General features: G+C 68.1%; 19 protein-coding genes and 1 tRNA gene. 9 read left to right on the forward strand and 11 right to left on the reverse strand.

All coding sequences use genetic code 11. The annotated features are described in order from the left end of the window. Positions 1-64: 64 nt before the first annotated feature. A tRNA-Ile gene (locus AAEX57_RS08020) sits at positions 65-138 on the forward strand. Positions 139-153: 15 nt separating this feature from the next. Here the strand turns inward: AAEX57_RS08020 and glgX are convergent. After that, positions 154-2,610 (reverse strand): glycogen debranching protein GlgX, encoded by a 2,457-nt coding sequence (gene glgX, locus AAEX57_RS08025; RefSeq protein WP_342091814.1) that lies wholly within the window; start codon positions 2,608-2,610, stop codon positions 154-156. Between the two features lie 414 nt (positions 2,611-3,024). Between glgX and AAEX57_RS08030 the strand changes: the two genes are divergently transcribed. Then, complete coding sequence (locus AAEX57_RS08030; RefSeq protein WP_342091815.1) at positions 3,025-3,738, forward strand: VIT1/CCC1 transporter family protein; 714 nt, start codon at positions 3,025-3,027, stop codon at positions 3,736-3,738. Here the strand turns inward: AAEX57_RS08030 and AAEX57_RS08035 are convergent, their stop codons facing one another. The 7 genes from AAEX57_RS08035 to AAEX57_RS08065 all read right to left on the reverse strand — a co-directional run bounded on the left by AAEX57_RS08035 (position 3,739) and on the right by AAEX57_RS08065 (position 11,221). Further along, on the reverse strand, positions 3,739-4,968 hold the full coding sequence (locus tag AAEX57_RS08035) for an ABC transporter permease (protein WP_342091816.1): 1,230 nt from the start codon (positions 4,966-4,968) through the stop codon (positions 3,739-3,741). After that, positions 4,965-5,846, reverse strand: a complete 882-nt coding sequence (locus AAEX57_RS08040) for an ABC transporter ATP-binding protein (RefSeq protein WP_342091817.1) — start codon at positions 5,844-5,846, stop codon at positions 4,965-4,967. The genes AAEX57_RS08035 and AAEX57_RS08040 overlap by 4 nt, the downstream gene beginning before the upstream one ends. A 582-nt stretch (positions 5,847-6,428) precedes the next feature. Further along, positions 6,429-7,103: a response regulator transcription factor gene (locus AAEX57_RS08045; protein ID WP_342091840.1), complete on the reverse strand. Its 675-nt coding sequence runs from the start codon at positions 7,101-7,103 to the stop codon at positions 6,429-6,431. Between the two features lie 2 nt (positions 7,104-7,105). Further along, positions 7,106-8,449, reverse strand: a complete 1,344-nt coding sequence (locus AAEX57_RS08050; RefSeq protein ID WP_342091818.1) for a sensor histidine kinase — start codon at positions 8,447-8,449, stop codon at positions 7,106-7,108. Between the two features lie 95 nt (positions 8,450-8,544). Then, complete coding sequence (locus tag AAEX57_RS08055) at positions 8,545-9,333, reverse strand: ABC transporter ATP-binding protein (protein ID WP_342091819.1); 789 nt, start codon at positions 9,331-9,333, stop codon at positions 8,545-8,547. Then, complete coding sequence (locus AAEX57_RS08060) at positions 9,326-10,237, reverse strand: ABC transporter permease (RefSeq protein ID WP_342091820.1); 912 nt, start codon at positions 10,235-10,237, stop codon at positions 9,326-9,328. Before AAEX57_RS08060 ends, AAEX57_RS08055 begins: the two co-directional genes overlap by 8 nt. Next, positions 10,238-11,221, reverse strand: a complete 984-nt coding sequence (locus AAEX57_RS08065; RefSeq protein ID WP_342091821.1) for an ABC transporter substrate-binding protein — start codon at positions 11,219-11,221, stop codon at positions 10,238-10,240. A 381-nt stretch (positions 11,222-11,602) separates the two neighbouring features. Here AAEX57_RS08065 and AAEX57_RS08070 point away from each other — a divergent pair, with 381 nt between their 5' ends. The 7 genes from AAEX57_RS08070 to AAEX57_RS08100 all read left to right on the forward strand — a co-directional run bounded on the left by AAEX57_RS08070 (position 11,603) and on the right by AAEX57_RS08100 (position 20,100). Then, positions 11,603-12,268 (forward strand): response regulator transcription factor, encoded by a 666-nt coding sequence (locus AAEX57_RS08070; protein ID WP_342091822.1) that lies wholly within the window; start codon positions 11,603-11,605, stop codon positions 12,266-12,268. A gap of 38 nt (positions 12,269-12,306) precedes the next feature. Further along, on the forward strand, positions 12,307-13,680 hold the full coding sequence (locus tag AAEX57_RS08075) for a HAMP domain-containing sensor histidine kinase (protein WP_342091823.1): 1,374 nt from the start codon (positions 12,307-12,309) through the stop codon (positions 13,678-13,680). A gap of 579 nt (positions 13,681-14,259) precedes the next feature. Next, positions 14,260-15,114 carry a hypothetical protein gene (locus AAEX57_RS08080; protein ID WP_342097773.1) on the forward strand — a complete coding sequence of 285 codons (855 nt, stop codon included), beginning with the start codon at positions 14,260-14,262 and terminating at the stop codon, positions 15,112-15,114. A 277-nt stretch (positions 15,115-15,391) separates the two neighbouring features. Next, positions 15,392-16,141 (forward strand): type 1 glutamine amidotransferase domain-containing protein, encoded by a 750-nt coding sequence (locus tag AAEX57_RS08085; RefSeq protein WP_342091825.1) that lies wholly within the window; start codon positions 15,392-15,394, stop codon positions 16,139-16,141. Between the two features lie 114 nt (positions 16,142-16,255). Next, a complete protein-coding gene (locus AAEX57_RS08090) occupies positions 16,256-17,188 on the forward strand; it encodes a hypothetical protein (protein WP_342091826.1) in 933 nt (310 codons plus the stop codon). Positions 17,189-17,269: 81 nt separating this feature from the next. After that, positions 17,270-18,280 (forward strand): hypothetical protein, encoded by a 1,011-nt coding sequence (locus AAEX57_RS08095; protein ID WP_342091827.1) that lies wholly within the window; start codon positions 17,270-17,272, stop codon positions 18,278-18,280. 92 nt (positions 18,281-18,372) lie between these two features. Further along, positions 18,373-20,100 carry a fumarate hydratase gene (locus AAEX57_RS08100; protein WP_342091828.1) on the forward strand — a complete coding sequence of 576 codons (1,728 nt, stop codon included), beginning with the start codon at positions 18,373-18,375 and terminating at the stop codon, positions 20,098-20,100. Between the two features lie 198 nt (positions 20,101-20,298). On the opposite strand, the gene AAEX57_RS08105 is transcribed toward AAEX57_RS08100, so the two are convergent. Genes AAEX57_RS08105 through AAEX57_RS08115 form a run of 3 tightly spaced genes read right to left on the reverse strand, consistent with a single transcriptional unit; the run spans position 20,299 to position 25,307 of the window. After that, positions 20,299-22,602 carry a 3-hydroxyacyl-CoA dehydrogenase/enoyl-CoA hydratase family protein gene (locus AAEX57_RS08105; protein ID WP_342091829.1) on the reverse strand — a complete coding sequence of 768 codons (2,304 nt, stop codon included), beginning with the start codon at positions 22,600-22,602 and terminating at the stop codon, positions 20,299-20,301. Further along, complete coding sequence (locus tag AAEX57_RS08110; protein ID WP_342091830.1) at positions 22,602-23,777, reverse strand: acetyl-CoA C-acyltransferase; 1,176 nt, start codon at positions 23,775-23,777, stop codon at positions 22,602-22,604. Before AAEX57_RS08110 ends, AAEX57_RS08105 begins: the two co-directional genes overlap by 1 nt. Before the next feature lie 36 nt (positions 23,778-23,813). Beyond that, positions 23,814-25,307 carry a 3-oxoacid CoA-transferase gene (locus AAEX57_RS08115; RefSeq protein ID WP_342091831.1) on the reverse strand — a complete coding sequence of 498 codons (1,494 nt, stop codon included), beginning with the start codon at positions 25,305-25,307 and terminating at the stop codon, positions 23,814-23,816. Positions 25,308-25,444: the final 137 nt, after the last annotated feature.

Raw genomic sequence — 25,444 nt, forward strand, 5'->3', positions numbered from 1 at the left:
ACCCCCGATTTGTGCTCCGGCCATGGAGCACGATAAAGTCTCTCTTCGTTGCGAGAGCGACTCCGGGCCTATAGCTCAGTCGGTTAGAGCGCTGCCCTGATAAGGCAGAGGTCACTGGTTCAAGTCCAGTTAGGCCCACAGCATTCCCCTTGGTCATTGGCCAAGGGGATTTCTGTTTCCCCGGTCCTGGTGGCGCAGCCGGTCCCAGGCGCGACGCTCGATCAGCACGGGCACGAAATCCCGGATCGGGCCGGTGAGTTCCGCGTAGACCTGCTCGACGGTGGTGCGCACCAGATCTGGCGGCAGCTGGGGGAAGACCAGACCCAAGCGCGCGATCACGCCCTGCACCTCTCGCCACTCGTAGTCGGGTGTGACGGTCAGCACGATCGACGAGCGCGCCTCCACCCGGTAGCGCTGCTGGTCGGCGACCGGTGGTGGCGGGTCCACGAAGTCGTCGGGGGAGGGTAGGGCGGTGTCCACCAGCCGGCACCAGCGATAACCGTCGGGAAGTGGCGGCAGCGCGAACTCCAGCGGCTCCCAGTAGGCGTTGAAGACCATGTGCAGGTGCTCGGTGCTGGTCGGGTGGTCCAGTTCGACGGCCAGGGTGTGCGAACCGTCGCCAAAATCCGGCTGGCCGAGCTCCACCCCGTGCCAGGTGACGGTCGCCCCCTCGCTCTCGCCCCAGAAGTTCTGCATCGCGAAGAGCACGGAGCCGCGCCGGTAGTGCATCGCCTTGCGGACAAAGCGCAGCAGCCCGCGGTGACGGGTGGGTCCATCCCAGTCGTACCAGCCGAGCTCATTGTCCTGGCAGTAGGCGTTGTTGTTGCCGTGCTGGGTGCGGCGCACCTCGTCGCCCATCAGCATCATCGGACGCCCCTGGGAGACCATCAGCGCCACCAGGAAGTTGCGGATCTGCCGCTCCCGCAGGGCCTCCACCTCGGCGTCGTCGGTGGGGCCCTCGACGCCGCAGTTCCAGCTCTCGTTGTCATTGGCACCGTCGCGATTGTCCTCGCCATTGGCCTCGTTGTGCTTGTGGTCGTAGCTGACCAGGTCATTCAGGGTGAAGCCGTCGTGGGCGGTGATGAAGTTGATGCTGCGCAGCGGGTCCCGGCCAGGCTGGCTGAACAGCCGGGCACTGCCCATCAGGCCGTCGGCAAAGCGGTCGGCCAGCCCAGCGTCGCCCTTGATGAAGCGCCGGGCGGTGTCGCGGTAGGCGCCATTCCAGACGGCCCAGCGGTCCCCGACGAAGGTGGCCACCTCGTACAGCCCGACGGCATCCCAGGCCTCGGCGATGATCTTGGTGTCGGCCAGCACCGGGTCGGTCTCGATGTCCCACAGGATCGGCGGATTGCGCAGCGGGATGCCGTCCTGGCCGCGGGAGAGCACCGAGGCCAGGTCAAAGCGGAAACCGTCGACGTGCAGGTGCTGCACCCAGGAGCGCAGGCAGTCCAGGATCAGCCGGCGCACCACCGTCTCGTTGGTGTTGAAGGTGTTGCCGGTGCCGGTGAAGTCGTCATAGGCCAGGCCGTCCTGGGTGCGCACGATGTAGTAGGTGAGGTTGTCGAAGCCGCGCCACGACGTGATCGGCCCGCCCACGCCCTCCTCCGACGTGTGGTTGAAGACCACGTCCAGGATCACCTCGATCCCCGCCCGGTGCAGCGCCTTCACCAGATCCTTGAACTCCTCGACGGGCCCCAGCGGATCCGTGCGCGAGCTGAACTGGGCGTGCGGGGCAAACAGGGCCATCGGCTGGTAGCCCCAGTAGTTGCTGCGCCCGGGCGGTGCGGTCTGCCAGTCGAACTGCTGCACCGGCAGCAATTCCACCGTCGTGACGCCGAGCTGCTTCAGGTAGGGGATCTTCTGGATCAGACCGCGGTAGGTTCCCCGGGCCTGGGGATCGACGTCGCTGCTGGCCCCGGCCGTGAAGCCCTTGACGTGCATCTCGTAGATGAAGGTGGCGTCGAAGTCGCGGCCGAGCGGGCGGTCACCCTCCCAGTCATAGGCGTCGGGATCCACCACGACGCTCTTGGGCGCGACGGCGGTGTTGTCGCCCGGCTGGCAGGCGGCGCGGCGCGAGTAGCCGTCGGGGAAGCTGACGGCCAGGGCATAGGGATCCACCAGCAGCTTGTCGGGGTCGAAGAGCAGGCCCTCGTCGGGGCGGCGCGGCCCGTCGACGTGGTAGCCGTAGAGCTGGCCGGCGCGCAGGCCCGGGACGAAGACGTGCCAGTAGTGGTAGGTGCGGTTGGTGCGCGGTTCCAGCTGGATGGCGCGGGCGGCTTCGGCGTCCTCGGCATCGTCGAAGAGCGCGAGGGTGACCGACGTCGCATCCCGGGAGAAGACGCAGAAGGTGACGCCGGCGGGGCTGACGGTGGCGCCCAGCGGCGGCACCCCGGTGATGGCCCGGACGCCGCCGACGGGGGCCGATCGGGCGGCCAGCCGGGCACGACTGCGGCGCTCCACCAGCAGGGGGACGTAGTCGACGATGGGCCCGGAGGCGCTGGCGTAGACCTCACGCACGGTGGCGTTCACCTCCGCGCCGGTGAGGCGGGGAAACTCGTCGGTCAGTCGGGCGATCAGGGTGTCGAGTTCGAGTTCATCCATGCCTGCCATGGCTCACCTCTGTAGCGGAGACGCGTCCATCACCAACCTACCCCGCGGGGTTTCGGGACGGGGCCGTCGGGGCCAGTGGACGTCACAGTGCTGCCAGGCTTCTCAACGCTCCGGGGCCGACGGGTTTGCGCCACAAACCACATCCAGATTCGGACCCATTGCCACTACGGCACCAGGTCGCCTTCAGGATGCAGTTTGTGGCGCAGACCATCGGCGCCTGCCGGTCTGTCGAGCGGGATTCTCGGTCGGCTGGCCCGGAGACCGCCAAGGAGCCCCGACAGGCTCGGGGATCGTGGTCACGTTTCTGCCCCGCAAAACGTGGTTGGCAAGCCTCTCCTTCGGTGCGCGAGGACGGATTTGGGGTCATCCTGATGGTGTCGCGGCCGTGCGTTGCCGCGCGGAGCAGGAGCTGCCGTGCCCACCATTGTGCAGACCGTCGGTCACCCCGAGGGCAATGTCGGGGGCCGGCTCAACTGGCTGCGGGCCGCGGTGCTGGGCGCCAATGACGGCATCGTCTCCATCGCGGGCCTGCTGATCGGCGTCGCCGGGGCCTCCGCGTCGGCCAGCGCGCTGGTCACCGCCGGTGTGGCCGGCATCTCCGCCGGCGCAATGTCGATGGCCGTCGGCGAGTACGTCTCGGTCAGTGCCCAGCGCGACTCCGAACACGCGATGCTGGCGATGGAGCGCAAGGAGCTGGCGGAGATCCCGGAGGAGGAGACGCTGGAGATGGCGCACCTGCTGGCCAGGCTGGGGATGAGTGACGAGACCGCCACCCGCGCGGCGCAGGAGATCCACCGGACCGACGCCCTCAGCGCGCACGCCCAGCTGGAACTCGGGATCGATCCGGAGGCGACGGCCAACCCGCTGGAGGCCTCGCTGGCGTCGGCGGCCGCCTTCGTGCTGGGCGGTCTGGTGCCGCTGCTGGCCGTGCTGGTCTCCCCGAACAGCCTGGCGGTTCCGGTCACCGTCGCCGCAGTGGTGGTCGCGCTGATCCTCACCGGTGCCGCCTCCGCGACATTGGGCATGGCCCCCGTCCCGCGCGCAATCCTGCGCAACGTGGCCGGGGGCCTGGTGGCGATGGCAATCACCTTCGGGATCGGCCGCCTGTTCGGGGCGACCGTCGGCTGATCAGCCCTTCAGCTTGAGCGCCTCCCGGAAGCCCAGCCGGCCCTGCGTCTGCAGCAGTGCCCGACGGTAGATCCGCTCGCCCAGTAACACCGTGATCCCGGCGAAGACCAGGTTCAGCGCCAGCGCGATCAGCCCGTCCCACCAGTGCGCCGTGCCCTCCACGATCCGGGCGGGCATCAGGATGCCGGAGACGATCGGCACATAGCTGAGCACCACCTTCCAGACACCCGTCGCCAGGAAGCCGGCCATGTAGGCGCCCATCAGCAGGTAGATCAGCGGTGCGCTGGTGTGCTGCAGGTCTTCGCTGCGGGTGCCCATTGCGCCCGCCGCGGCCCAGATGCAGGCCAGGGCCAGGAAGCTGGCGACGAAGAGCAGCAGGTACCAGCCGACCGCGGCCCCCATCAGCGGCATGAACTCCTTGAAGCGGGGAATGAAACTGGCGCCCACCAGGCCGGTGCCCACCAGCAGCGCCATCTGCCCCAGCGCCAGGATGGTGTTGCCGATCACCTTGCCGGCCAGCAACTGTCGCACCGGGATGGCCGCCACCAGGATCTCCACGATCCGCGACTGCTTCTCCTCGATCACACTCTGGGCGATCTGCATGCCATAGGTCATTGCGGACATCAGGAAGAGCACCGCGAAGACCAGACTCATCACCTTGCCCGCCGACGACCGGGTGGAGTCACCCTCCAGCAGGTGGCTGCCGACGGTGCTGGCAGCGGTCAGCTCGCCCACCGAGGTGCCCGCCTTCTGCGCGGTGGCGGCCATTACCTGGCCGCTGACCGCCTGCTGGGTGATGCTGGCCAGGCCCTCGTCGGGTGAGTTCTTCCAGGTCAATTCCCAGCCCTGCCCCTTGCGCTGCAGCAGGGCGTCGGCGTCGCCGTCACGCAGCAACTGCTCGGCCGCGGCCACGTCGGCAACCTTCTTCACCTCGACGGAATCCTTGTCGGACTGCTGCTTGGCGACGGCGTCCAGAGTGCCCGCCAGCTGCTGCGACGGGGCATCGACCACGGCCACCTGGTAGTGGGTCGCCTTGGAACTGAAGTAGGCGCTGGCACCCATGGAGGCCAGCACCATCAGCAGGGTGACCAAGGTGCCGATGATGAAGGACTTGTCCGTCAGCTTCACCAGGATCTCGCGGGTCATCACCGTGAGCCACGGTGCCTGACGGCCCTGCGGTGCGGCCACCGGCTCGGTGGCGGTGGGGCGCTCGTTCTGGATGGTGCTCATGCTGCAACCTCCCGGTAGATCTCGGACAGGGTGGGACGGATCCGGGTCAGTTCGTAGACCTCGCCGCGCCGCAGCGCCTCGGTCAGGACGGCGCGCTCGGCACCGGCCTCGGTGAACTCCAGCAGCGCGGTGCAACCGGCGACGTCGTCGGCCTGGACGCCGGGGATGTCGCGCACCCACCCGGCGTCGACGCTGGTCACCAGGCGGTGCCGCACCCGCCCGCGGGATTCCAGGTCATCCTTGCTGCCCTTGGCGACGACGCGGCCCTTGGCCAAGATCACCAGGCCGTCGCAGAGCCGGTCGATCAGGTCCAGCTGGTGGCTGCTGAACAGCACCGGGATGCCGTCGGCGGCGCGCTCGCGCAGCAGGTCGGCCATCTGGTCGATCGCCGCCGGATCCAGCCCGCTGAACGGTTCGTCGAGCACCAGGCAGGTGGGATTGGCCATCACCGCGGCCGCAATCTGCACCCGCTGCTGGTTGCCCAGACTGAGCTTCTCCAGCTTGTCCTTGAGCCGCGCGCCCAAGCCGAACCGCTCCAGGATCTGGGTGGCCTCGGCGCGGGCGGCGGGGGCGCTCATCCCCTTGAGCCGGGCCAGGTAGACCAGCTGCTCCAGGATCGGTTGCTTGGGGTAGAGGCCACGCTCCTCGGGCATGTAGCCAAAGTGGGAGCGGTCCGCGAAGGTGGCGGGGCGCCCCTGCCACAGCACCTCGCCGGAGTCGGGGGGCAGCAGGCCCATCATCATCCGCATCGTGGTGGTCTTGCCGGCGCCATTGCCACCGACGAAACCGATCATCTGCCCCTTCCCGACGGTGAACGACACGTCGTCTGCGGCGATGTTCTCGCCATAGCGACGGGTGAGGTGTTGCACCTCCAGCATGGTTGCCTCCCTGGGTTGTGACCGGTGTCCGGCCTTGTACATCCAGCCTTGCAGTGGCCGCGACGCGGCACATCCGCCGCTCGATGGACTTCCGGGCTCCGCCTTGCGATGGGCCGGGTCCCGGAAGTCACGGCGCGCCGGCTTGAGGACGGTGCGCCAGGGGGTGTTCGGTGCGCCCGGTATGTCGGGCACGGGGTGCATCGAGGGGCGCGGGGTGCCGGAGGTGGCGCGACGTGCGTGCCGGGCTCCGCCGCTCGGCGGGCGGGGGCTCGACAGGCTCGGCCATCGTGACTGATTGAGCGCTGTCGTGACCACGGTCCCGAGCCAGTCGCAGGGGTCTGGGGACAACCCTGCGAGGGTTGCGCAGCGCGTGAGGTGTGCGACGTTGTCCGCCGGGCCCCAGGCGGGAGACTCCGAGTATGACGAGCATCATGTGCAACCCATGCAGGGTTGGGAGCCGGGGCCTCGACAGGCTCGGCCATCGTGACTGATTGAGCGCTGTCGTGACCACGGTCCCGAGCCAGTCGCGGGGCTCGGCCGTCGCGTGCTGGGGGCCGAGGGAAGCTCCGGGCCCCGATGGGATCAGTGGGCCAGGCCGGCGCGGTGGGCCCAGACGACGGCCTGCACCCGGTCTCGCACGCCCAGCTTGGCCAGCACATTGGAGACGTGGGTCTTCACCGTCGCCTCGCCGACGAAGAGCTGCTCCGCGATCTCGTGGTTGCTCAAGCCCTCGGCCACCAGGCGGAGCACTTCGGTCTCCCGGGCGGTCAGCTCCACCCCGTGGGGGAGCTGGACCGTCGCGTCAGGCCTGGTGGCGGCAACCGGGGTGGGGGTGCCGGATTCATGGCTGACCATCCGGCGGATCACTCGGGTGGTGACGTCGGGGGCCAGCAGGGCCTGACCATTGGCCACCACCCTGATCGCATCCACCAGCCGCTCCGGCTCGGCATTCTTCAGCAGGAACCCCGCGGCACCGGCCTCCAGAGCGTCGAAGAGGTAGTCGTCGCGGTCGAAGGTGGTCAGGATCACCACGCGGGAAAGCTCCTCGGCGACCACCTCGCGGGTGGCGGCAATCCCGTCGAGCACCGGCATCTGCACGTCCATCAGGATGATGTCGGGGCGCAGCTCCCGGGCCAGCTCCACGGCCTCGCGGCCGTTGGCGGCGGCACCGACGACGGTGATGTCGTCCTCCACTGCCAGGATCATCTGGAAACCGCTGCGCACCAGCGCCTGGTCGTCGGCCAGCAGTACCCGGATCATCATGCCCCCATCATCGTGCTGCCCAGGGGCAGGCGCACCCGCACCCGGTAACCGCCGGTCACCCGCGGGCCGATCTCCGAGCTGCCGCCGTGCGAGGTGACCCGTTCCCGCATGCCCAGCAAACCAAGCCCGCTGCCCGAGGTGCCCGAGCGCGGTCGGCCCTCGTCCAGGATCTCCACCTCGGCCCAGCCCGACGGCCCGTCGGCCTGCACCCGCACCGCGACGCTGGCCGAGCGCGCGGTGGAGTGCCGGGTGATGTTGGTCAACGCCTCCTGCACGGTGCGGTAGAGCGAGAGCTGCAACGGCAGCGGCAGGCCGTTGGCGCTGCCGGGAGGGTTCTCGGTGAGGCTGTGCTCCACCTGGAGCCCGGCCTCGGTGAACTCGGCGTAGAGCGCGGGCAGGGCGTCCAGGGTGGGTTGCGGGCCGCGCTCCCCGCCGTCGCCATTGGCGCCAGCCTCGGAACGGGAACCGGCGTCGGCCCCACGCAGCGCGCCCAGCAGGCCGCGCATCTGGGTGACTGCCTGCCGGGAGCTCTCCTCGACGCCGGACAGCGCCTGCGCGGCGGTCTCCGGGTCGCGTTGCAACAGGCGTCGGGCGCCGGCGGCCTGGATCCCCATCACCGAAACGTGATGGGCGACGACGTCGTGCAGTTCCCGCGCGATCCGTAGCCGCTCGTCGACGACGGCCTGATCCCGCAGGCCGGCGGCCTGGGCGGCGATGGTCTCGGTCTGGTCCGCCAGCCGGGCACGGTCGCGGGCCTGCCGCCAGGCGGACTGGCCCATCGCCATTGCCCCACCCAGATAGGTGACGTTCAGCAGCGAGGTCCAGAGCACCCAGGCCGGGATGGGTGGCAGCAGCCCGTGGGCATGGACGTCCTTGGTGTTCTCCCGGAAGCCCTCGATGGCCTGGCCCATCGCGAAGTCCCAGGCCACCCAGAAGCCGAAGCCCACCGCCAGACAACCCATCGCCAGGGCGACACTGCGCCGGTCGGCGGCCCACGCCACCGCGGAGTAGATGGTGAAGAAGAAGACCAGCTGGTAGGGCATGGCGTAACCCACCTCGCCCACCCAGGTGGTGGTGACGAAGAAGTGCGCCGCGGCCAGCCCGAAGACGGCCAGCGGGTAACGCCGTCGCCAGATCAGCAAGCCACAGATGCTGACCAGCACCAGGTACTGTGCCCAGACCGGCCGGGCGTCGGAGAAGTCTGCGAAGGATCGGGTCAGCTCCAGACTGGCCGCGCTGAACAGGAAGATGCCGATCGTCACCAGCACATCGCGGCGCACCACCGCTTGCCGGGGGCGCTGCCAGGCGTCGTCGCCGCCAAACCAGTCGAGCCAACTCATGCGCCGCAGCCTAGTCAGGCAACGGACACGGCCGCCTCCGCCACAAGGGGGAGACGGCCGTGCTCGTCGTCGGGGATGCCGGAAGAGCCGGGGGATCAGGCCAGCAACGTCCGGTCGGACAGGTCGCCCTTGATCCTGGCGAACTGCTCCAGCAGTTGCTCCACCGTCGCGTTCTTCTTGTCCTCGCCGGCCAGCTCGTAGATGATCCGGCCCTCATGCATCATCACCAGCCGGTTGCCCAGCTCCAGCGCCTGACGCATGTTGTGCGTCACCATCAGCGTGGTCAGGTGGTAGCGGGCGACGGCATCGCGGGTGAGCCGGGTGACCAGCTCCGCACGGGCCGGATCCAGCGCGGCGGTGTGCTCGTCCAGCAGCAGGATCTTGGGGTGGCTGAAGGTGGCCATCAGCAGGCTGAGGGCCTGCCGCTGGCCGCCGGAGAGGAAGCCGGTGTCGGTCTTGAGTCGGTCTTCCAGGCCGAGTTCCAACGCGGTGAGCTCCTGCTTGAACAGGTGCCGCTTGGCATTGGTGACGCCATTGCGCAGGCCGCGACGCTTGCCGCGGGACAGCGCCATCGCCAGGTTCTGCTCGATGGTGCCGTTGGGGGTGGTGCCGGCCATTGGATCCTGGAAGACCCGGCCGACGTGGTTGGCCACCTTGTGGGCGGGCAGCTTGGTGACGTCGATCCCATCGATCCAGATGGAGCCGGATTCGGGACGGAATTCGCCGGCGATCAGGTTCAACAGGGTCGACTTGCCGGCGCCATTGCTACCGATGATGGTGACGAAGTCGCCCTCGGCCAAGGTGAGGCTCAGGTCATTGAGCGCCACCTTCTCGTTGGGGGTGTCGGGGAAGAAGACCTTGCGCAGGCCGCGGACCTCAAGCACGAACCTCTCCCTTCTCCGCCGCCTTCATCAGCTGGGCGCGACGCCGGGCGCGCCAGCGTCGCATGATCGCCATCCGGGGCAGCAGCAGCGCGGCGATCACCAGCAGCGCGGAGATCAGCTTCATGTCGTTGGGGTTGAAGCCCACCTGCAGGGCCAGCTGGATCACCTCGCGGTAGACCACCGAACCCAGCAACACCGCAAAGGTGGCAAAGATGAAGCGACGGCTGGTGACCAGCGCCTGCCCGATGATCACCGACGCCAGGCCGGCGACGATCAGGCCGATGCCCATCCCGATGTCCGCAAAGCCCTGGTACTGCGCGATCAGCGCTCCCGACAGACCCACCAGACCATTGCTCAGGGAGAGCCCCAGGATCTTGGTGAAGTCGGTGGAGACGCCCTGCGCGCGGATCATCCGCTCGTTGTCGCCGGTGGCCTGCAAGGCCAGGCCCAGATCGGTGTTCAGGAACCAGTCGAGCACCAGCATCACCAGCAGCGCCATCACGCCGAAGATCCCGACCGAGACCCAGGTGCCGAAGAGCTCCTGGTCGCGCAGCCCGGAGAGCAGGGTCTCGGAGCGCAGCAGCGGCAGGTTGGCCTTGCCCATGATCCGCAGGTTGATGGAGTACAGCGCAATCTGGGTCAGGATGCCCGCCAGCAGCGGGTTGATCCGGCCCTTGGTGTGCAGCACGCCCGTGACCAGGCCCGCCAAGGTGCCGGCGACGCCGCCCAGCAGGGTGGCCAGCAGCGGCGGCTGGCCGGCGATGATGCCGGACGCCGCCACCGCAGCACCCGTCGTGAAGGAACCGTCGACGGTCAGGTCTGGGAAGTCGAGTACCCGGAAGGTGAGGTACACCCCCAGGGCCATCAGCCCGTAGATCAGGCCAAGGTCAAGGGCGGCCAACATCTACTTGACGACCTCCGCCTTGCCCTGCAGCTCGGCCGGGATGGTGATGCCGATCTTCTTGGCGGTGGTCTCGTTGACCATCAGCTTGGGGTCGGTCTGGGTCTCGACGGCCATGCTGGCCGGGTCGGCGCCCTCCTTGAGGATCTTCACGGCCATCTTGCCGGTCTGCTCGCCCAGCTTGGTGTAGTCGATGCCGTAGGTGATCAGCGCGCCCTTCTTCACCGAGTCACCCTCGCCCGCGACGACCGGGATCTTCTTGGATTCGGCGGTGGCCAGCACGGAGTCCAGGCCGGAGACCACGTTGTTGTCGGTGGGGAGGTACCAGGCGTCGGCGCTCAGCGACTGCGCGGCCTGCTGCAGCTCGGAGGTGTTGGTGATGGTCTTGGTCACCACCTCCAGACCCTCCTTGGCGGCGGCCTCCTTGGCGGCCTTGACCTGCACCTCCGAGTTCACCTCACCCGACGAGTACAGGATGCCGACGCTCTTGGCCGACGGCTTGATCTTCTTGATCAGGGCGATCTGCTCGGCGACGGGATTCATGTCCGAGGTGCCGGTGATGTTGCTGCCGGGCTTGTCCATGGAGCTGACCAGCTGTGCGGAGACCGGATCGGTGACCGCGGTGAACAGGATCGGGGTCTTGGTGATGGCCTGGGCGGAGGCCTGCGCCGTCGGGGTGGCAATGGCCAGCACCAGATCCAGCTTGGCGTCGTTGAACTTGGTGGCGATGCTGGTGGCGGTGGCCTGGTCGCCCTGCGCATTCTGCTCGTCGTAGGTGACCTTCAGGCCGGCGTCGGTCAGGGCCTTCTTGAAACCGGCCTTCGACGCGTCCAGCGACGGGTGCGCGACGATCTGGGTGATGCCGATCGTGTACTCGTCCTTCTGGGCGGTTCCTGCGGTGTCCGACTTCTTCGACGAACAGCCGGTCAGGGCCAGGCTGGCGGTGGCCACCACGGTGGCCAGGGTGGTCAGGGGCGAGCGCTTCACGATGAGTCCTTCCGACGGGTGGCAAGAAGGTAGCCCAGCGGGCGGGGCGGTGGGGGTTGTCTCACGCGGGGATTCCCGCGCAGGATTCTGGGTGGCCGACGGGACGCCCGCCGGGATGGTGAGCTCGGGCGGACGCCGCCGGGCGCTCCTGCGCGAGCGTCGGCCGCTTGCCCCGGATGACGCAAGGGGGCCTTCGGTGAAATCCTCGTGAACGAGCGGGCGTTCGCCGTGGTGGCGTCGGCAGCGGCCCGGAGCCGCCAGGATTCCGTGCAGCAAGGAATGTTTGCCACCCCGAGCAGCCGTGGACGAATGTTTGGTGGTGAATTTCGGTACACAGTGACCCGGCTCGCAGAAACCTGTACGAGCGTGCAGAATAAGCCCGTGAGCAAGGTACTGATTGTTGAGGACTCAGAGGTCATCAGGGCTTCGGTGGTGTCCGCGCTGCGCTCGCAGGGGCATCTGGCGCAGGCCTTGCCCGACGGCACCGAGCTGGAGCGCGCGATCACCGCCAACCAGCCCGATCTGGTGATTCTGGACGTGATGCTGCCCGGCGGCCGAGACGGCTTCGAGCTGCTCGGCGTGGTGCGCAAACTCTCCCGCGCCGGCGTGATGATGCTCACCGCTCGCGACGAGATGACCGACCGGATCCGTGGCCTCAGCCAGGGTGCCGACGACTACCTGGCCAAGCCCTTTGCCATGGTGGAGCTGATGGCCCGGGTGGAGGCGATCCTGCGTCGCACCGGCTCACTGGGCAGCAGCGTGACGGTCGGTGACCTGACCATCGCCGACGACGCCGCGATCGTCACCCGCAACGGCACCACCATCGACCTGACCGAGACCGAACGTCGCCTGCTCAGCCAGCTGGCCAAGCACCCCGAGCGCGTCGTCTCCAAGACCCAGCTGCTGACCGCGGTGTGGGGCTATGACGGCTACGACGAGAACATCGTGGAGGTGCACATCTCCAGCCTTCGTCGTCGACTTGAGGCACATGGCCCGCGGGTGATCCATACCGTGCGTGGCCGCGGGTACCGGCTGGGAACTACGTGATCGGTCGCCGGTCCATCCGTGTTCGAGTACTGGCAGCAATGTTCGTGGTGCTGGTGCTCACCATGCTGGGCGTCGGTGTGGTCACCGACGCCGTGTTCATGAACCGGCAGATCAACGAGATGGAGGGGCGGCTCAACGCGTCGGCCGCCCATGCCCAGACCCTGGCGCGCGAACCCATCACCCCCGAGGATCTGGTGGAGCACCTGGCCCGGGGCAACATGCAGGCCAGTGTCCTCACGGCCGACGGAAGGGTGGTCGGTGCTCCCCGTCCGGCCGAGCGCACCCGGTTCGTGACCGACCCGCTGGATGCCAATGGGGTGTTGCGCGGCGCCGAGGTGACGGTCTGGGAATCCACCGATTCCATCGTCAGCGCCCGGCGCACCCTGGATGCGTCGCTGCTGCTGGTGGGCCTGTTGGGCATTGTCGGCGCCAGCCTGCTGACCATCGTGATCACCGACGTCGCACTGAAGCCCCTCGAGGTGATGGCGGACCGCGCCAACCGGATCAAGGAGGGTGAGCGCGGAATCCGGATGGCCGCGCCGCACGAGACCTCCGAGGTGGGACGCACCGCCGCTGCCGTCGACGGGATGCTCGACGAGTTGGAGGGTGCCGAGATCCGCGCCCGGGCCGCGGAGGCCCAGGCCCGTGCTTCCGCGGAGCAGATGCAGGGTTTCCTTTCCGACGCCGCCCACGAGTTGAAGACCCCGATGGCGGGTATCCAGGCCGCCGCCGAATCCCTGATCCAGCTTCCCGAGGATGCCCACGAGGAGCGCGAACAACTGGCCTTCCTGCTGGGCCGGGAGGCCAACCGCGGCGGGCACCTGGTGAACAGCCTGCTGGAGGCGGCCCGGGTGGACGCCGGCCCACGGCTGAGCCTGGAGCTGCTGGATCTGGCGGATCTGGCGCTGGCCGAACAGCGTCGGATATCGCTCGTCCACCCGCGACTGGAGGTGCTGATCCAGGGCAGGAACCAGTTGGTGCGGGCAGACCGTCAGGGCATCACCAGCGTGCTGCGCAATCTGGTGGACAATGCTGCCCGCGCCGCCGGCCCGGAGGGCTGGATGGTGATCGACCTGAGTTCCGATCGTCGCGGTGGAGCGGATATGGCCGTGCTCCGGGTGACCGACTCCGGCCCGGGCATACCCGTCGAGGATCGCGAGCGGGTCTTCGACCGGCTGGTGCGGCTCTCCAGCACAGCCACCACCACCAAGGGTTCCGGCCTTGGCCTGTCCATCGCCCGCGGCTACGCCCGCGCCCACGGCGGCGATGTGGTCTACGTCGCCGATGCCCCCGATCTGCCGCTCGACGAGGAGGGCCGCCCGCGGCGCCCCGGTGCCTGCTTCGAGGTCTGCCTCCCGCTGGCGCGCAAGGCTGCCCCGGTGGCCGCCCAGCGCCTGGAGAGCACCGCCTGAGAGCTCTCTGGCAAGGCCATTTCCGCACTACGACGTGGTGTACTAGTCTTCCCGACGAGCCCGCTGGGCACCCACGGCTTTGACCCCTTTCCCAAGGTCATACGTGCTCCTTTCCTTGTGCCCAAGGGTTCCTCGACGCCCTCGTCGCCATGCTGCGACGGGGGCGCCGTGCTGGTCGGCCCGGGTTCCGTCGAGATATCCCTGCGGCTGCCCGAATGCCCGTCGGCCTCCAAGGAGGTCAGGTTCCAGCAATCCGAAATCCATGCCGGTCGGCATAATGTGATGGACATGAAGTGGCCCCTGGAATATCTGGTCAGTCGATCCGTCATATCACGGAGGATTTAAGTCGGTCATCAGGTATTGGCTGACAAGGGGAATTGTCGCAAAACGGCTAGTCAGAAGACTTTCTTGAAATGCTGGCGAAATATCACCCCGGTGAGAGATGATGAGAGGTGTTGCCCTGCAGTGATTCCACGAGGGTCGTCGGGGGACGACGGGTGAATTCGTCGGGGCAAACAGTGAATTGATGTCCTGCGCTCGGGGGAGTGCGGCAATTCACAGCTTTACGGAAGGACTGCGATGTCGCGTTCCCTTGGTAATTTCTCCGTCCGTTCGGCCGCCTGTCTCGGGGCATTGGTGGTGGCCTCCGGGAGCTGGTTCGGTACCGGTACGGCTCTGGCTGACCAGGCCAGCGATGCTCCCACCCCGGCCCCGTCCGGCTCCGCCGGCACCGAGGCCACCCCCTCGGCTCCCGCGGCCAGCACCCAGCCCAGCAAGGGCCCCGCCTCCGCCTCCTCTGCTCCCGCCAAGGGCGAGCTGATCGAGGTGGAGATGTGGTGGATCCTGCCCGAGGGCGCCGACCCCAAGAATCCTTGGCCCTACACCCAGACCCGGATCCCCGCGGGCAGCAAGATCCCGTGCGGTCGGGTGGTGCAGACCGACATCTACCGCGGCACCCAGGAGAAACTGGACACCCTGGACCCTGGCGAGGACTATGACATCGTCGTCGACAGCAAGATCCTGATCGGTGAGAAGTGCGAGACCCCGGCGCCCAAGCCTTCCCAGACGCCCACCCCGGAGCCCTCCGAGACCCCGGCGCCCGAGCCTTCGGAGACCCCGGCGCCCACTCCGTCCGAGGATCCCGCCCCGTCTGGGACCCCGGCTCCCGAGCCGTCGGAACCGGTGGGCCCGGAGCCCAGTGAGGGCCCGAGTGACGAGCCCAGCGCCGAGTCGTCGGAGGAGCCCACCGAGGAGCCGACCACCGAGTCGAGCCGGCCGACCGGGAGCCGTCCCAATGTGCTGCCGCACACCGGTGACCAGTCCGAGGCGATGACGCCGCTGTCCGCCGATGAGGGGATCTCCCCCTGGGCCGTTGGAAGCGGGATCGGTGCGATCGCGCTGGGCATCGGCTACCTGCGTCGCAGGAAGAACTGAGCAGAGAGTCCTTGACCATCCGCGCCGGGGATTCCTGACTGACCGCTGCGGGGCCCGCTTCTTCTCGGGGGAGAGAGGCGGGCCCCGCAGCCCTGTGTCCGGACAGATCGGGCAACCCTTCCCGGAAGCCATTGAGGCGCTTGCTTGCACATTGAGGCGGATCGATCCGCCTCAATGTGTCACCAACCCCCTCAATGCACCTTTCCAGGGGCTTCGCGTCTGTTCACCCGACGCGAAGAAGCTGGCATCCACCGTCGGGATTGGCTTTGCTGGGGGAATGAAGAAGGTACTGATGGTCCTGACCAGCGCCGACGAGATCGGCGGCGAGCCCACCGGCTACACCCTGAGTGAGGCCGCGCACCCGTGGAAGATCTTCCGCGATGCGGGTCATGTGGTGGACTTCGGCTCGATCAAGGGTGGTACCCCGCCCGTCGACCCCAACAGCGAGCGTGACGAGATCACCGAGGAGTTCGAGAACGACGAGACGGTTAAGGCTGGCCTGTACAACACGGCCAAGTTGGAGTTCGTCGAGGCGGACCAGTACGACGCGATCTACCTGGTGGGTGGCCACGGCACCATGGCCGACTTCCGCGGCAACCCGCACCTGGCCCGGGTGGTCAAGGAGCTGGCCGATGGTGGTGCGGTGGTCTCTGCCGTCTGCCACGGCCCGTCGGGGCTGCTCGACGTGGAGCTTGCCAATGGGCTGCGGATCGTCGAGGGGCGCAAGGTGTCCGCCTTCACCGACTCCGAGGAGGAGGCCGTCGGGAAGGCCGACGCAATGCCCTTCCTGCTGTCCAGCGAGTTGGCGGCGCAGGGCGCGAACCTGGTGCAGGCCGAGGACTGGGCCGAATGTGTCAGCGTCGACGACCTGCTGGTCACGGGCCAGAATCCGGCCTCGGCTTCCGGCGTCGCCAAGGAGGTCGTGAAGATCCTCACCACCCTGGTGCGGGAGGAGAAGGCCGAGGAAGAGGCCGCCGCCGAGGAACTTCGCGCCGAGAAGGACGCGGAGAAGGAGTCCGACGAGTGACCTTTCCACCGGGGTGAGCGCGGCGGCCGGGCCCGTCGGGGCTCGGTCTGTCGGTGAACCGGGTGACCCCGGTCGCTCCTATGCTCCCCGTCGTAGCGAGACGGGAGTACGGTGATGGGTTTTCTCCGGAAGAAGAAGTCGTCCGAGGCACCGCACATGGATGCTGCGCTGCCGATGCTCACGGTGGATCAAGCCACCAGGTTGCGCGGTCTTGCGGCGGCGGACCTGCAGGCGCGTGGGATGAGCATTGACGTCGCGGATGACCATCTGGTCTCGCAACCAGACGGAGCCTTCTTCGGGCTGTGGAACCTTGCCGCCAAGGTGAGTGGCCAGCCGGACGTGGTGTGGCCGTCGATCGTGACCGAACACCTGCGAACGACGATGGCGGGCCTCGACCAGAGCGAGTCCCAGTCGCTGGACCTGGACCGGCTGATCGTGCGCCTGATGCCGGAGGACGCGGACGCCTTGGGGCCGATCATGACCTATGCCCGCGAGTGGATGCCGGGGGTCTGGTGTGCGCTGGCGGTGGACCTGCCCGAATCGGTGCAGACCGTCACCGACAAGCTGTTGGACGAGGTGGAGGATGTTGACGAGGCCTACCAGCGTGGCCTGCAGCGGCTACGGGAGGACTTTGCCTCGGCGGACTTCCAGGTCTCCGAGCTGCCGCAGGACCAGCCACCCACCTTCACAGCCGCCGTCTCGGACTGGGTCTATGCCGGCAGCACCCCGCTGATCATGGACGCTGTGCTGGCACGCTTTGCTCCGCAGGCCGACCCCACGAGCAGCGTGCTGTTCTGCGTGCCCAACCGGCACCAGTTCGCCTTCCACGTGATCGATGCCCCCGAACCGGCCATGCATGCGCTGATGCACCTGCCGCACTACGCGATGGTCGGGTTCAACGAGGTGCCCGGGCCGCTGACCCCCTTTGTCTACGTCTGGCACGACGGGCAGGTGACGCAGATCACCCGCGTCGACGGTGAAACGCTGGTGGCGGAGATTCCGGTGTGGCTGGGGGAGCTGCTGGGCCAGGAGACGTCACCCGAGTGATGGGCCCCTCGACAAGCTCGGGGATCGTTGTTGGGTTCCTGCCCCGGGGGCCGTGACATCATGGCCAGCAGGGAGGTCGTGATGAAACAGGAGCGCGACGAGGACCGGCGGATCAACGATCGGGTGGATCGTGCCCAGCGGCTGGCCGACGGGAACTGGAGCTTCACCGGCCCCAGCTCGACGCTGTCCATGCGGCAGTGGCGCGAACCCAGCACGATGTCCACCATGTCCCGGGTGCCGTCGGCTCTGGCGCCGTCGGGTGCACCGGCCGGCCGTCAGGAAGCGCAGCAGAACCATCGCGCCAGGCCAGAGCCGGTGCAGATGCCCACGCTGGAGGACTTCGACTACGACGGCGACGAGGGCCCGATGCTGCCCGTCGAGCGGTTGGCCCAACCGGCCCCGCTGCTGGCGCCGCCGCCGCTGGTTCCCGAACCGCTGGTGGCTGGTCCGGTGGTGGGCCACCCCAACTCGATCGGTCCGGGCACGGCCGTCCCACCCAGACCCTCACAGCCCCCGGCCGCTCGGCGCGTGAACATCCCGTCCACCCAGGCCAAGGCTCGGGCCAAGGGACAGGGAATCGTCGCGCTGCTCTTCGGGTTGCTCTTCTTCGCCCCTGCTCTGTCTGGGCTGATCGGGCAGGCCATCCACAGCACCACCCACACCGAGCAGGTGCAGCCCGTCGATCCGGCGCTGGACGGCAATCAGGAGTGGTCCACGAATTTCGGCAGCTTCACCATGCCGGTGGGCTGGACCCAGTCCGGGGAGCTCAGCGACGAGAACCTGTCCTTCGTGCTGGATTCCGATTCGATGACCACCCTGTCGGTCAGCCACGCGTCGCGGCTGGGCGGCAGTCTGGACTCGGACTGCCAGCAGTTGCTGGGCAGTGGCGAGGCGACAAGCAAGCTCTCCGGCACCCCGCGGATCGACGGGCAGCCGAGCGTCGGTTTCCGGCAGATCGACAATGGCACCACCACCAAGGTCTTCTGTGCGCCGCGCGACGGCGGAATGGTGAGCATCGTCGGCAGCACGCAGGACAGCCCCTTCTTCACCGTCGATGAGGCAATGAAGACGGTGGCGCGCAGCTTCAAGTAACAGCCCTCGTCGGGCGGGACGATCCCCTTACCCCGGGGGCCGCGGAAAGTCGTCGCATGACAGACTGGAGCCAGCCCAACGAAGGAGTGAAGATGGCTGAGTTTGCCTATGAGGACATGCTGCCGCTCGGCAAGGACGAGACCCCGTACCGTCTGCTGACCACCGAAGGTGTGAAGGAGGTCGAGGGGCCCGGCGGACGCAAGTTCCTGGAGGTGGCGCCCGAGGCCCTCACCCTGCTGGCCGAGACCGCGATGCATGACATCGCCCACTACCTGCGTCCTTCCCACCTGGCCCAGCTGAAGAAGATCATGGACGATCCGGAGGCCAGCCCCAATGACAAGTTCGTCGCGCTGGACCTGCTGAAGAATGCCAACATCGCGGCCGGCGGCGTGCTGCCGATGTGTCAGGACACGGGCACCGCGATCGTCTCCGGCCACCGCGGCCAGCACGTGCTCACCGAGGGCCCTGACGAGAAGGCCCTGGCCCTGGGCGTCTACAACGCCTACACCAAGCTGAACCTGCGCTACTCGCAGAATGCCCCCATCACCATGTGGGAGGAGAAGAACACCGGCTCCAACCTGCCGGCGCAGATCGACATCGAGGCCGCCACCGGCCATGACGTCGACGAGTACCAGTTCCTGTTCATGGCCAAGGGCGGCGGTTCGGCCAACAAGAGCTACCTGTACCAGGAGACCAAGGCCATCCTGAACCCCGACTCCATGATGAAGTTCCTGGAGGAGAAGATCCGCAGCCTGGGTACCGCGGCCTGCCCGCCCTACCACCTGGCCATCGTGATCGGCGGCACCTCGGCCGAGTGGGCGCTGCGCACCGCCAAGTACGCGTCGGCCAAGTACCTGGACACCCTGCCCGACCACGGCGACATCACCGGCCACGGCTTCCGCGACCATGAGCTCGAGGAGGACGTGCTGGAGCTGACCCGCAAGCTCGGGATCGGCGCCCAGTTCGGTGGCAAGTACTTCTGCCACGACGTGCGCGTGGTGCGCCTGCCCCGGCACGGTGCGTCGCTGCCCGTCGCCATCGCCGTGTCCTGCTCCGCAGACCGGCAGTGCAAGGCCAAGATCACGCGTGAAGGCGTCTTCATCGAGCAGCTGGAGTTCGAGCCGGCGCAGTACATGCCGGATCATGTCGACGAGGATCTGGACGCGGAGGCGCACGGCGTTTCCGGCACCGGCAAGGGCGCGGCGGTGAAGATCGACCTGAACCAGCCGATGGAGCAGATCCTGGCCGAGCTGACCAAGCACCCGGTGAAGACTCGCCTGAGCCTGACCGGCACGCTGGTGGTGGCCCGCGACATTGCCCACGCCAAGATCCGTGAGCGCCTGGATGCCGGTGAGGAGATGCCGCAGTACATGAAGGACCACCCGGTCTACTACGCCGGCCCGGCCAAGACCCCCGAGGGCATGGCGTCGGGTTCCTTCGGCCCGACGACGGCCGGCCGGATGGACTCCTACGTCGACCAGTTCCAGGCCGCCGGTGGCTCGATGGTGATGCTGGCCAAGGGCAACCGTTCCCAGCAGGTCACCGACGCGTGTGGCAAGCACGGCGGCTTCTACCTGGGTTCGATCGGTGGCCCCGCCGCCCGGCTGGCCCAGGACTGCATCAAGAAGGTGGAGGTGCTGGAGTACCCCGAGCTGGGCATGGAGGCCGTCTGGCGCATCGAGGTGGAGAACTTCCCCGCCTTCATCGTCGTCGACGACAAGGGCAACGACTTCTTTGCTGAGGTGAACAAGCCGCTGGTGATGAACATCTCCACCCGCCCGGACATCGACTCGGAGGGTGACACGGAGGGCAAGAAGTAGTCGACCCTCGCCTCACCCAGCCCCGATGCCCGAGCCTGTCGAGGGGTCTGAAGAACTGAGAGCCTGTTGAGGGGAAAGGGCCCGGGTTTCACGTGGAACTCCACGCGCAACCCGGGCCCCTGCTGTTGTCGCCAGATCCAATCGCGACGGTGGCCGATCAAACCCCCGGCGGGCGACTCTCAGCGGTCCTTCCCGGGCTCAGTTCTTGAGCGGCTTGCGGGTCTTGGCCATGTGCTCGGCGCGGGCCACGCTGTCCGGGTGGGTGTAGGCCTCCAGGGTGCAGGCCGTCTCCAGCAGGCTCAGCTCGCGTTCGCCCTGCTCCTGGTCGTCGGGGCCGCTGGCGACGTAGAGCTTCTCCAACGCCCGCAGGATTCGGGCGTCGTTCTCGCTCTTGTCCTTGCCCTGCCAGGTTGGCTCCAGCTCGGAGCCGGCGGGCAGTCGACGGATGGTGGCCTCGGCGGGCGGTGTATAGCCGTCGGCCAACCGCTCGGCGGCCTCCAGCGCCGCCCCGAGCACGTGGTCGGGGGAGAGCGCGATCAGGTCGTCGGCGTGCAGCATGCCGCGGGCCTCCAGATCGAAGGCGCCGACCACCGGCTTCGCGTCGGCAATCACCGCGAAGGCGGAAGGCACCGGATCCTCGACGCCGGCCTCCTGCATCAGCCGCACCGTCTGCACCGAACCGCCCCAGCCGGGCAGCAGCCCGACGGTGCGCTCCGGCATGCCCAGCTGGGCCTCGGAATGCACCACCGCCAGATCCGAGTGCAGCACCAGCTCCGCGCCACCACCCAGCGCGACGCCGCGCACCGCGGACACCACCGGGAAGGGGGCAAAGCGCAGCCGGCTGAACAGCTCCGCGCCGCGCCGGATGAAGGCCTCGATGGCCTGCCGATCGCCCGCGGCACCCAGGCCGGCCAGCGTCGCCAAGTCAGCCCCGGCGCAGAAGGCCCGCTCGTTGTCACCGGCCACCACCAGCGCCCGCAGACCCCAAGCCTCAGCCTGAGCCAGCACCTGGTCAAACAGGTCCAGCACGCCCGGCTGCAGTGAGTTCATCGGCGTCTTCATGCTGAACAGGGCAATGTTGTTGCCCACCCGGTGCACCACGGCGGCGTCATTCTCCGCCCAGACCGGCGCCTCGGCGGTCAGCCCGGCGACGGTCACCACCCCGGCGCGCGGGGCGGGCTGCACCACGTCGCCGCTGGCGGAGAGCACCTGGCCGGCAGACGGGTAGAAACCGCCCGCGGCCACGGCGGCGCTCAGCAGCGTCGGCACCTCGTGACCCGTCGCGCGGTACTGGTCAACAATCCAGTCCAGCCCGACGCCATCGGCCATCGCGAACGGACCCCGCTGCCAGCCGTAGCCCAGCACCATCGCCTGATCCACATGGTCCACCGTGTCGGCCACCTCGGGCGCGGTGACGCAGCAGTAGTCCAGGGTCTCCCGGAAGGCGTCCCAGGCCCACCGGCCGGCGGGGCTGTCGGTACTCATCACGCCGCGGGCGTCCTTCGCGGCCAGCGCGGGATCGTCGGGCAGTTGCTTGGCGCGGTACTCGAAACCGTCGGTGACCACCTCGTCGCGGCCCCGGTAGAAGCCCGAGGCGCCGGTGCGGCCGGTCAGTCCGCGCTCCACCAGCCCGGTCACCAGCGGATTGTTGATGATGTCAAAGCGATGGAAGGCGTCGGATTGTGGCAGCGCCTGGTGCAGACTGCCCCACACCGGGCGCACCAGCTGCAACCCGATGTAGTCGAACAGCCCGAAGACGCCGGTGCGCGGGATCCCGAAGGGCTTGGAGAAGACCGCATCGGCCAGCTCGATCGGCAACCCGGCGTCCAGCGCCAGACAGGCCGCCGACTCCATCCAGAAATTGCCGATCCGATTGGCGATGAAACCGGGGGTGTCCCGGCAGGGCAGCGCCACCTTGCCCAACTGCTGCTCCAGCACCACAGTCAACCGCTCGACGACGGCCGGATCGGTGTCCGGGGAGGAGACCACCTCCACCAGCCGCATCACCCGCGGCGGGTTGAAGAAGTGGGTGATGGCAAAGTGCTTGCGCAGATCAGGCTCCATCCCCTCGGTCAGCTGCGCCAGCGGAATGGTCGACGTGTTGGACGACACGATGCTGCCGCTCTGCCGGTGCTGGGCGATCTTGGCGTAGGTGTCGGCCTTCACCTGCGGATCCTCGAAGACGGCCTCGACGATCCACTCCGCCTCGCCCAGCCGGGTCAGGTCGTCGTCGGTGTTCACCGGGGTGACCCGCGCCGCGAAGCCGGGCTGCATGAAGCCGCGACGCTTCACCTGCGCGTCGATCCCGGCCTGCGCCCGGGCGGAGCGCTGCTCGGCCGGGTCACCGGGCTTGGTGTCGGGCGCGGGAATGTCGAACAGCAGCACCTCAACACCGGCATTGGCCAGGTGTGCGGCGATGCCGGCGCCCATGGATCCAGCGCCCAGCACCGCGGCGGTGCGAATCGGGGCGTCGATGGCGGGGATGAGCTGATGGCTGGTCATCATGCTCCTTCCAGCACCAGGGCGATGCCCTGACCGCCGCCGATGCACATGGTGATCAGCGAATAGCGGGCCTGGGCGGCGCGCATCTCGTAGATCGCCTTCACCGCCAGCATCACGCCGGTGGCGCCGACGGGATGCCCCAGCGCGATGCCGCCGCCATTGGGATTGGTCCTGGCCGGGTCGAAGCCCAACGCGTCGGAGACCGCCAGCGCCTGCGCGGCGAAGGCCTCGTTGGACTCGATCACGTCCACCTGGTCCAGGGTGATCCCGGCCTTGGCAAGGGCCTTCGGCACGGCAGCCACCGGCCCGATGCCCATCAGGTCGGGCGCGACGCCGGCCATCCCCCAGCCCGCCACCCGGGCCATCGGCTTCAGGCCGTGCTGTTTTACCGCCTCGCCGGAGGCCAGCAGCACCGCGGCGCCACCGTCGTTGATGCCCGACGAGTTGCCGGCGGTCACAGTGCCGTCCTTGGTGAAGCTCGGCTTCAGGGTGGCCAGCTTCTCCACGGTGGTGGCGCGGGGGTGTTCGTCGACGTCGAAGGTGACAGTCTCCCGGCCCTTGCGCACCTCGATGGGCGCGATCTGATCCGCGAACGTGCCATTGGCCATGGCCGCGGCGGCCCGACGCTGGGATTCTGCCGCGAACTCGTCCTGGCGTTCCCGGCTGATGCCGTACTTCTGCGCGACATTCTCCGCGGTGACGCCCATCAGGTAGCCGTTGAAGGGGCAGGTGACGGTGCCCGAGAGCCAGTCGTAGAGCACCCCGTCGCCCATCTTCTTGCCGGCGCGCATCCCGGTGACCGAGTACGGCGCGCGGCTCATCACCTCATTGCCGGCGGCCAGGGTGAGCTGGGCGTCACCGGTCATGATCGACTGCGCGCCGGAGACGATCGCCTGCACGCCGGAGCCGCACAGCCGGTTCACGGTCAGGGCGTCGGAATCCTCCCGCATCCCCGCGCCGATGCTCACCATCCGCGAGGTGTACAGGTCTTCGCCGGCGGTCGGGATGATCTGCGCGACGAAGGCGTTGTCGATCGCCGTCGGATCCACCGCGGCGCGCTCGATGGCGGCCTTGGCGGCGTGCGTGCCCAGCTGGACGGGGGTGTGGTTGCTCAGCGAACCCATGAAACTGCCGATGGCGGTCCGGGCTCCGGAAACCAGGTAGACGTCGGTCATGTCGATGCTCCTGAAAGGCTTGGGGGTCGGCTTGGGTCAGTTGTGCAGGTCGAGGGCGACGTGGACTTCCGGTTCGGTGTACTCGCGGATGTCCTCGACGGTGATGCCGGGGGCCAGCTCCGTCAGCACCAGACCGTGATCGGCCACCTGGAAGACGCCCAGGTTGGTGATCACCAGGGAGATGGCGCCGGCCGCGGTCAGCGGGTAGGTGCACTCCTTGAGGATGCGGTGTTCGCCGTGGACGTTGAGGTGCTCCATGATGGCGATCACCCGCTGCGCGCCCTTCACCAGGTCCATCGCGCCGCCCATGCCATTGGTCTTGCGGCCGGGGATGCCCCAGTTGGCAATGTCGCCCTTCTCGCTGACCTGCAGCGCGCCCAGCACGGCGGTGTTCACATGCTTGCCGCGGATCATGTCGAAGCTGCGCACCGAGTCGAAGGTGGAGCCGCCGGGGGCCAGCGTGGTGGTCTGCTTGCTGGCATTGATCAGGTCCGCGTCCACCTCGTCGGGCAGCGGGAAGGGGCCGAACTTCAGCAGGCCGTTCTCGGACTGGAAGACCACCTGGACGTCCTCGGGCAGGTAGTCCGGGATGCTGGTGGGGATGCCGACGCCCAGGTTGACGTAGCTGCCGTCCTTCAGCTCCTTGGCGGCGCGGGCGGCGATCCCGGCGCGGGTCCAGCCGATCGGCTGACCATGCTCATTCTTGGCGACGAGTGCCTCGTGCGGCTCGTTGTCGTCCGGATCCTCCGAGCGGGTGATGATCCGCTCCGCCACCTTGTCGGCGGCCTGTTCCGGGGTGAGCACCAGGATCCGGTCGACGAAGATGCCCTGCAGGTGGATCTCCTCGGGGCGCAGCTCGCCGGTCTCGACGAGCTCCTCCACCTCGACGACGGTGATCTTGCCGCACATCGCGGCCGACGGGTTCATGTTCTGCGCGGTCAGCCGGAAGACCAGGTTGCCGTCACGATCGGCCTTGTGGGCGCGGATCAGCGCGAAGTCGGTGGTGATCGCCTCCTCCAGTACGCACAGCTCCTCGGTGCCGTCGGGACGGGTGAAGACCCGGGTCTCCTTGGGCTCGGAGCGCAGGATCACATTGCCGTTGGCGTCGTAGCGGATGGGCAGGCCGCCCTCGGAGACCATCGAGCCGGCGCCGGTGGGGGTGAAGAAGGCGGGAATGCCGGCGCCGCCGGCCCGCATCCGCTCGGCCAGGGTGCCCTGCGGGATCAGGTCGACGTCGATCTCGCCGGTCAGGTACTGCCGCTCCAGCGCCTTGGCGAAGCCGACGAAGGAGCCGCAGAACTTGCGCATCAGGCCGGCCTCCACCACCTTCGACAGACCCATGGCGGTCTCGTCGATCTGGGTGCCGGGGTTGTTGGAGTAGACCTCCAGGTCACCGACGCCGCGTTCGACGATGCCGTCGATCAGGACGAAGGGGGTACCGCAGGTGCCGAAGCCACCGACGGAGAGCTTCATGCCGGGCGCGAGGCCTTCCAGCGCTTCATCCAGCGAAGAGACGACTTTGTCAATCATCGTGGTTCCTTAGCCCGGAGATTTCACGGGGGTGGCTGGACGTGAAGGAGGGAAGTGCCCTCTGACCTGCGAAGATACCGATTGTCTAGGTCTGTATCAGCGTGGTTGAAGGAGCACTTCCCAGGTGAACAAGCGTA

The organism is Luteococcus sp. H91 (genome assembly GCF_038433135.1).
GTDB lineage: Bacteria > Actinomycetota > Actinomycetes > Propionibacteriales > Propionibacteriaceae > Luteococcus.

Excerpts from the sequence above, each read along its gene's own strand:
- glgX (WP_342091814.1), bottom strand. The coding sequence starts at position 2,610 with ATGGCAGGCATGGATGAACTCGAACTCGACACCCTGATCGCCCGACTG.
- AAEX57_RS08035 (WP_342091816.1), bottom strand. The coding sequence starts at position 4,968 with ATGAGCACCATCCAGAACGAGCGCCCCACCGCCACCGAGCCGGTGGCC.
- AAEX57_RS08040 (WP_342091817.1), bottom strand. The coding sequence starts at position 5,846 with ATGCTGGAGGTGCAACACCTCACCCGTCGCTATGGCGAGAACATCGCC.
- AAEX57_RS08050 (WP_342091818.1), bottom strand. The coding sequence starts at position 8,449 with ATGAGTTGGCTCGACTGGTTTGGCGGCGACGACGCCTGGCAGCGCCCC.
- AAEX57_RS08060 (WP_342091820.1), bottom strand. The coding sequence starts at position 10,237 with ATGTTGGCCGCCCTTGACCTTGGCCTGATCTACGGGCTGATGGCCCTG.
- AAEX57_RS08075 (WP_342091823.1), top strand. The coding sequence starts at position 12,307 with ATGTTCGTGGTGCTGGTGCTCACCATGCTGGGCGTCGGTGTGGTCACC.
- AAEX57_RS08080 (WP_342097773.1), top strand. The coding sequence starts at position 14,260 with ATGTCGCGTTCCCTTGGTAATTTCTCCGTCCGTTCGGCCGCCTGTCTC.
- AAEX57_RS08085 (WP_342091825.1), top strand. The coding sequence starts at position 15,392 with ATGAAGAAGGTACTGATGGTCCTGACCAGCGCCGACGAGATCGGCGGC.
- AAEX57_RS08090 (WP_342091826.1), top strand. The coding sequence starts at position 16,256 with ATGGGTTTTCTCCGGAAGAAGAAGTCGTCCGAGGCACCGCACATGGAT.
- AAEX57_RS08095 (WP_342091827.1), top strand. The coding sequence starts at position 17,270 with ATGAAACAGGAGCGCGACGAGGACCGGCGGATCAACGATCGGGTGGAT.
- AAEX57_RS08100 (WP_342091828.1), top strand. The coding sequence starts at position 18,373 with ATGGCTGAGTTTGCCTATGAGGACATGCTGCCGCTCGGCAAGGACGAG.
- AAEX57_RS08105 (WP_342091829.1), bottom strand. The coding sequence starts at position 22,602 with ATGACCAGCCATCAGCTCATCCCCGCCATCGACGCCCCGATTCGCACC.
- AAEX57_RS08110 (WP_342091830.1), bottom strand. The coding sequence starts at position 23,777 with ATGACCGACGTCTACCTGGTTTCCGGAGCCCGGACCGCCATCGGCAGT.
- AAEX57_RS08115 (WP_342091831.1), bottom strand. The coding sequence starts at position 25,307 with ATGATTGACAAAGTCGTCTCTTCGCTGGATGAAGCGCTGGAAGGCCTC.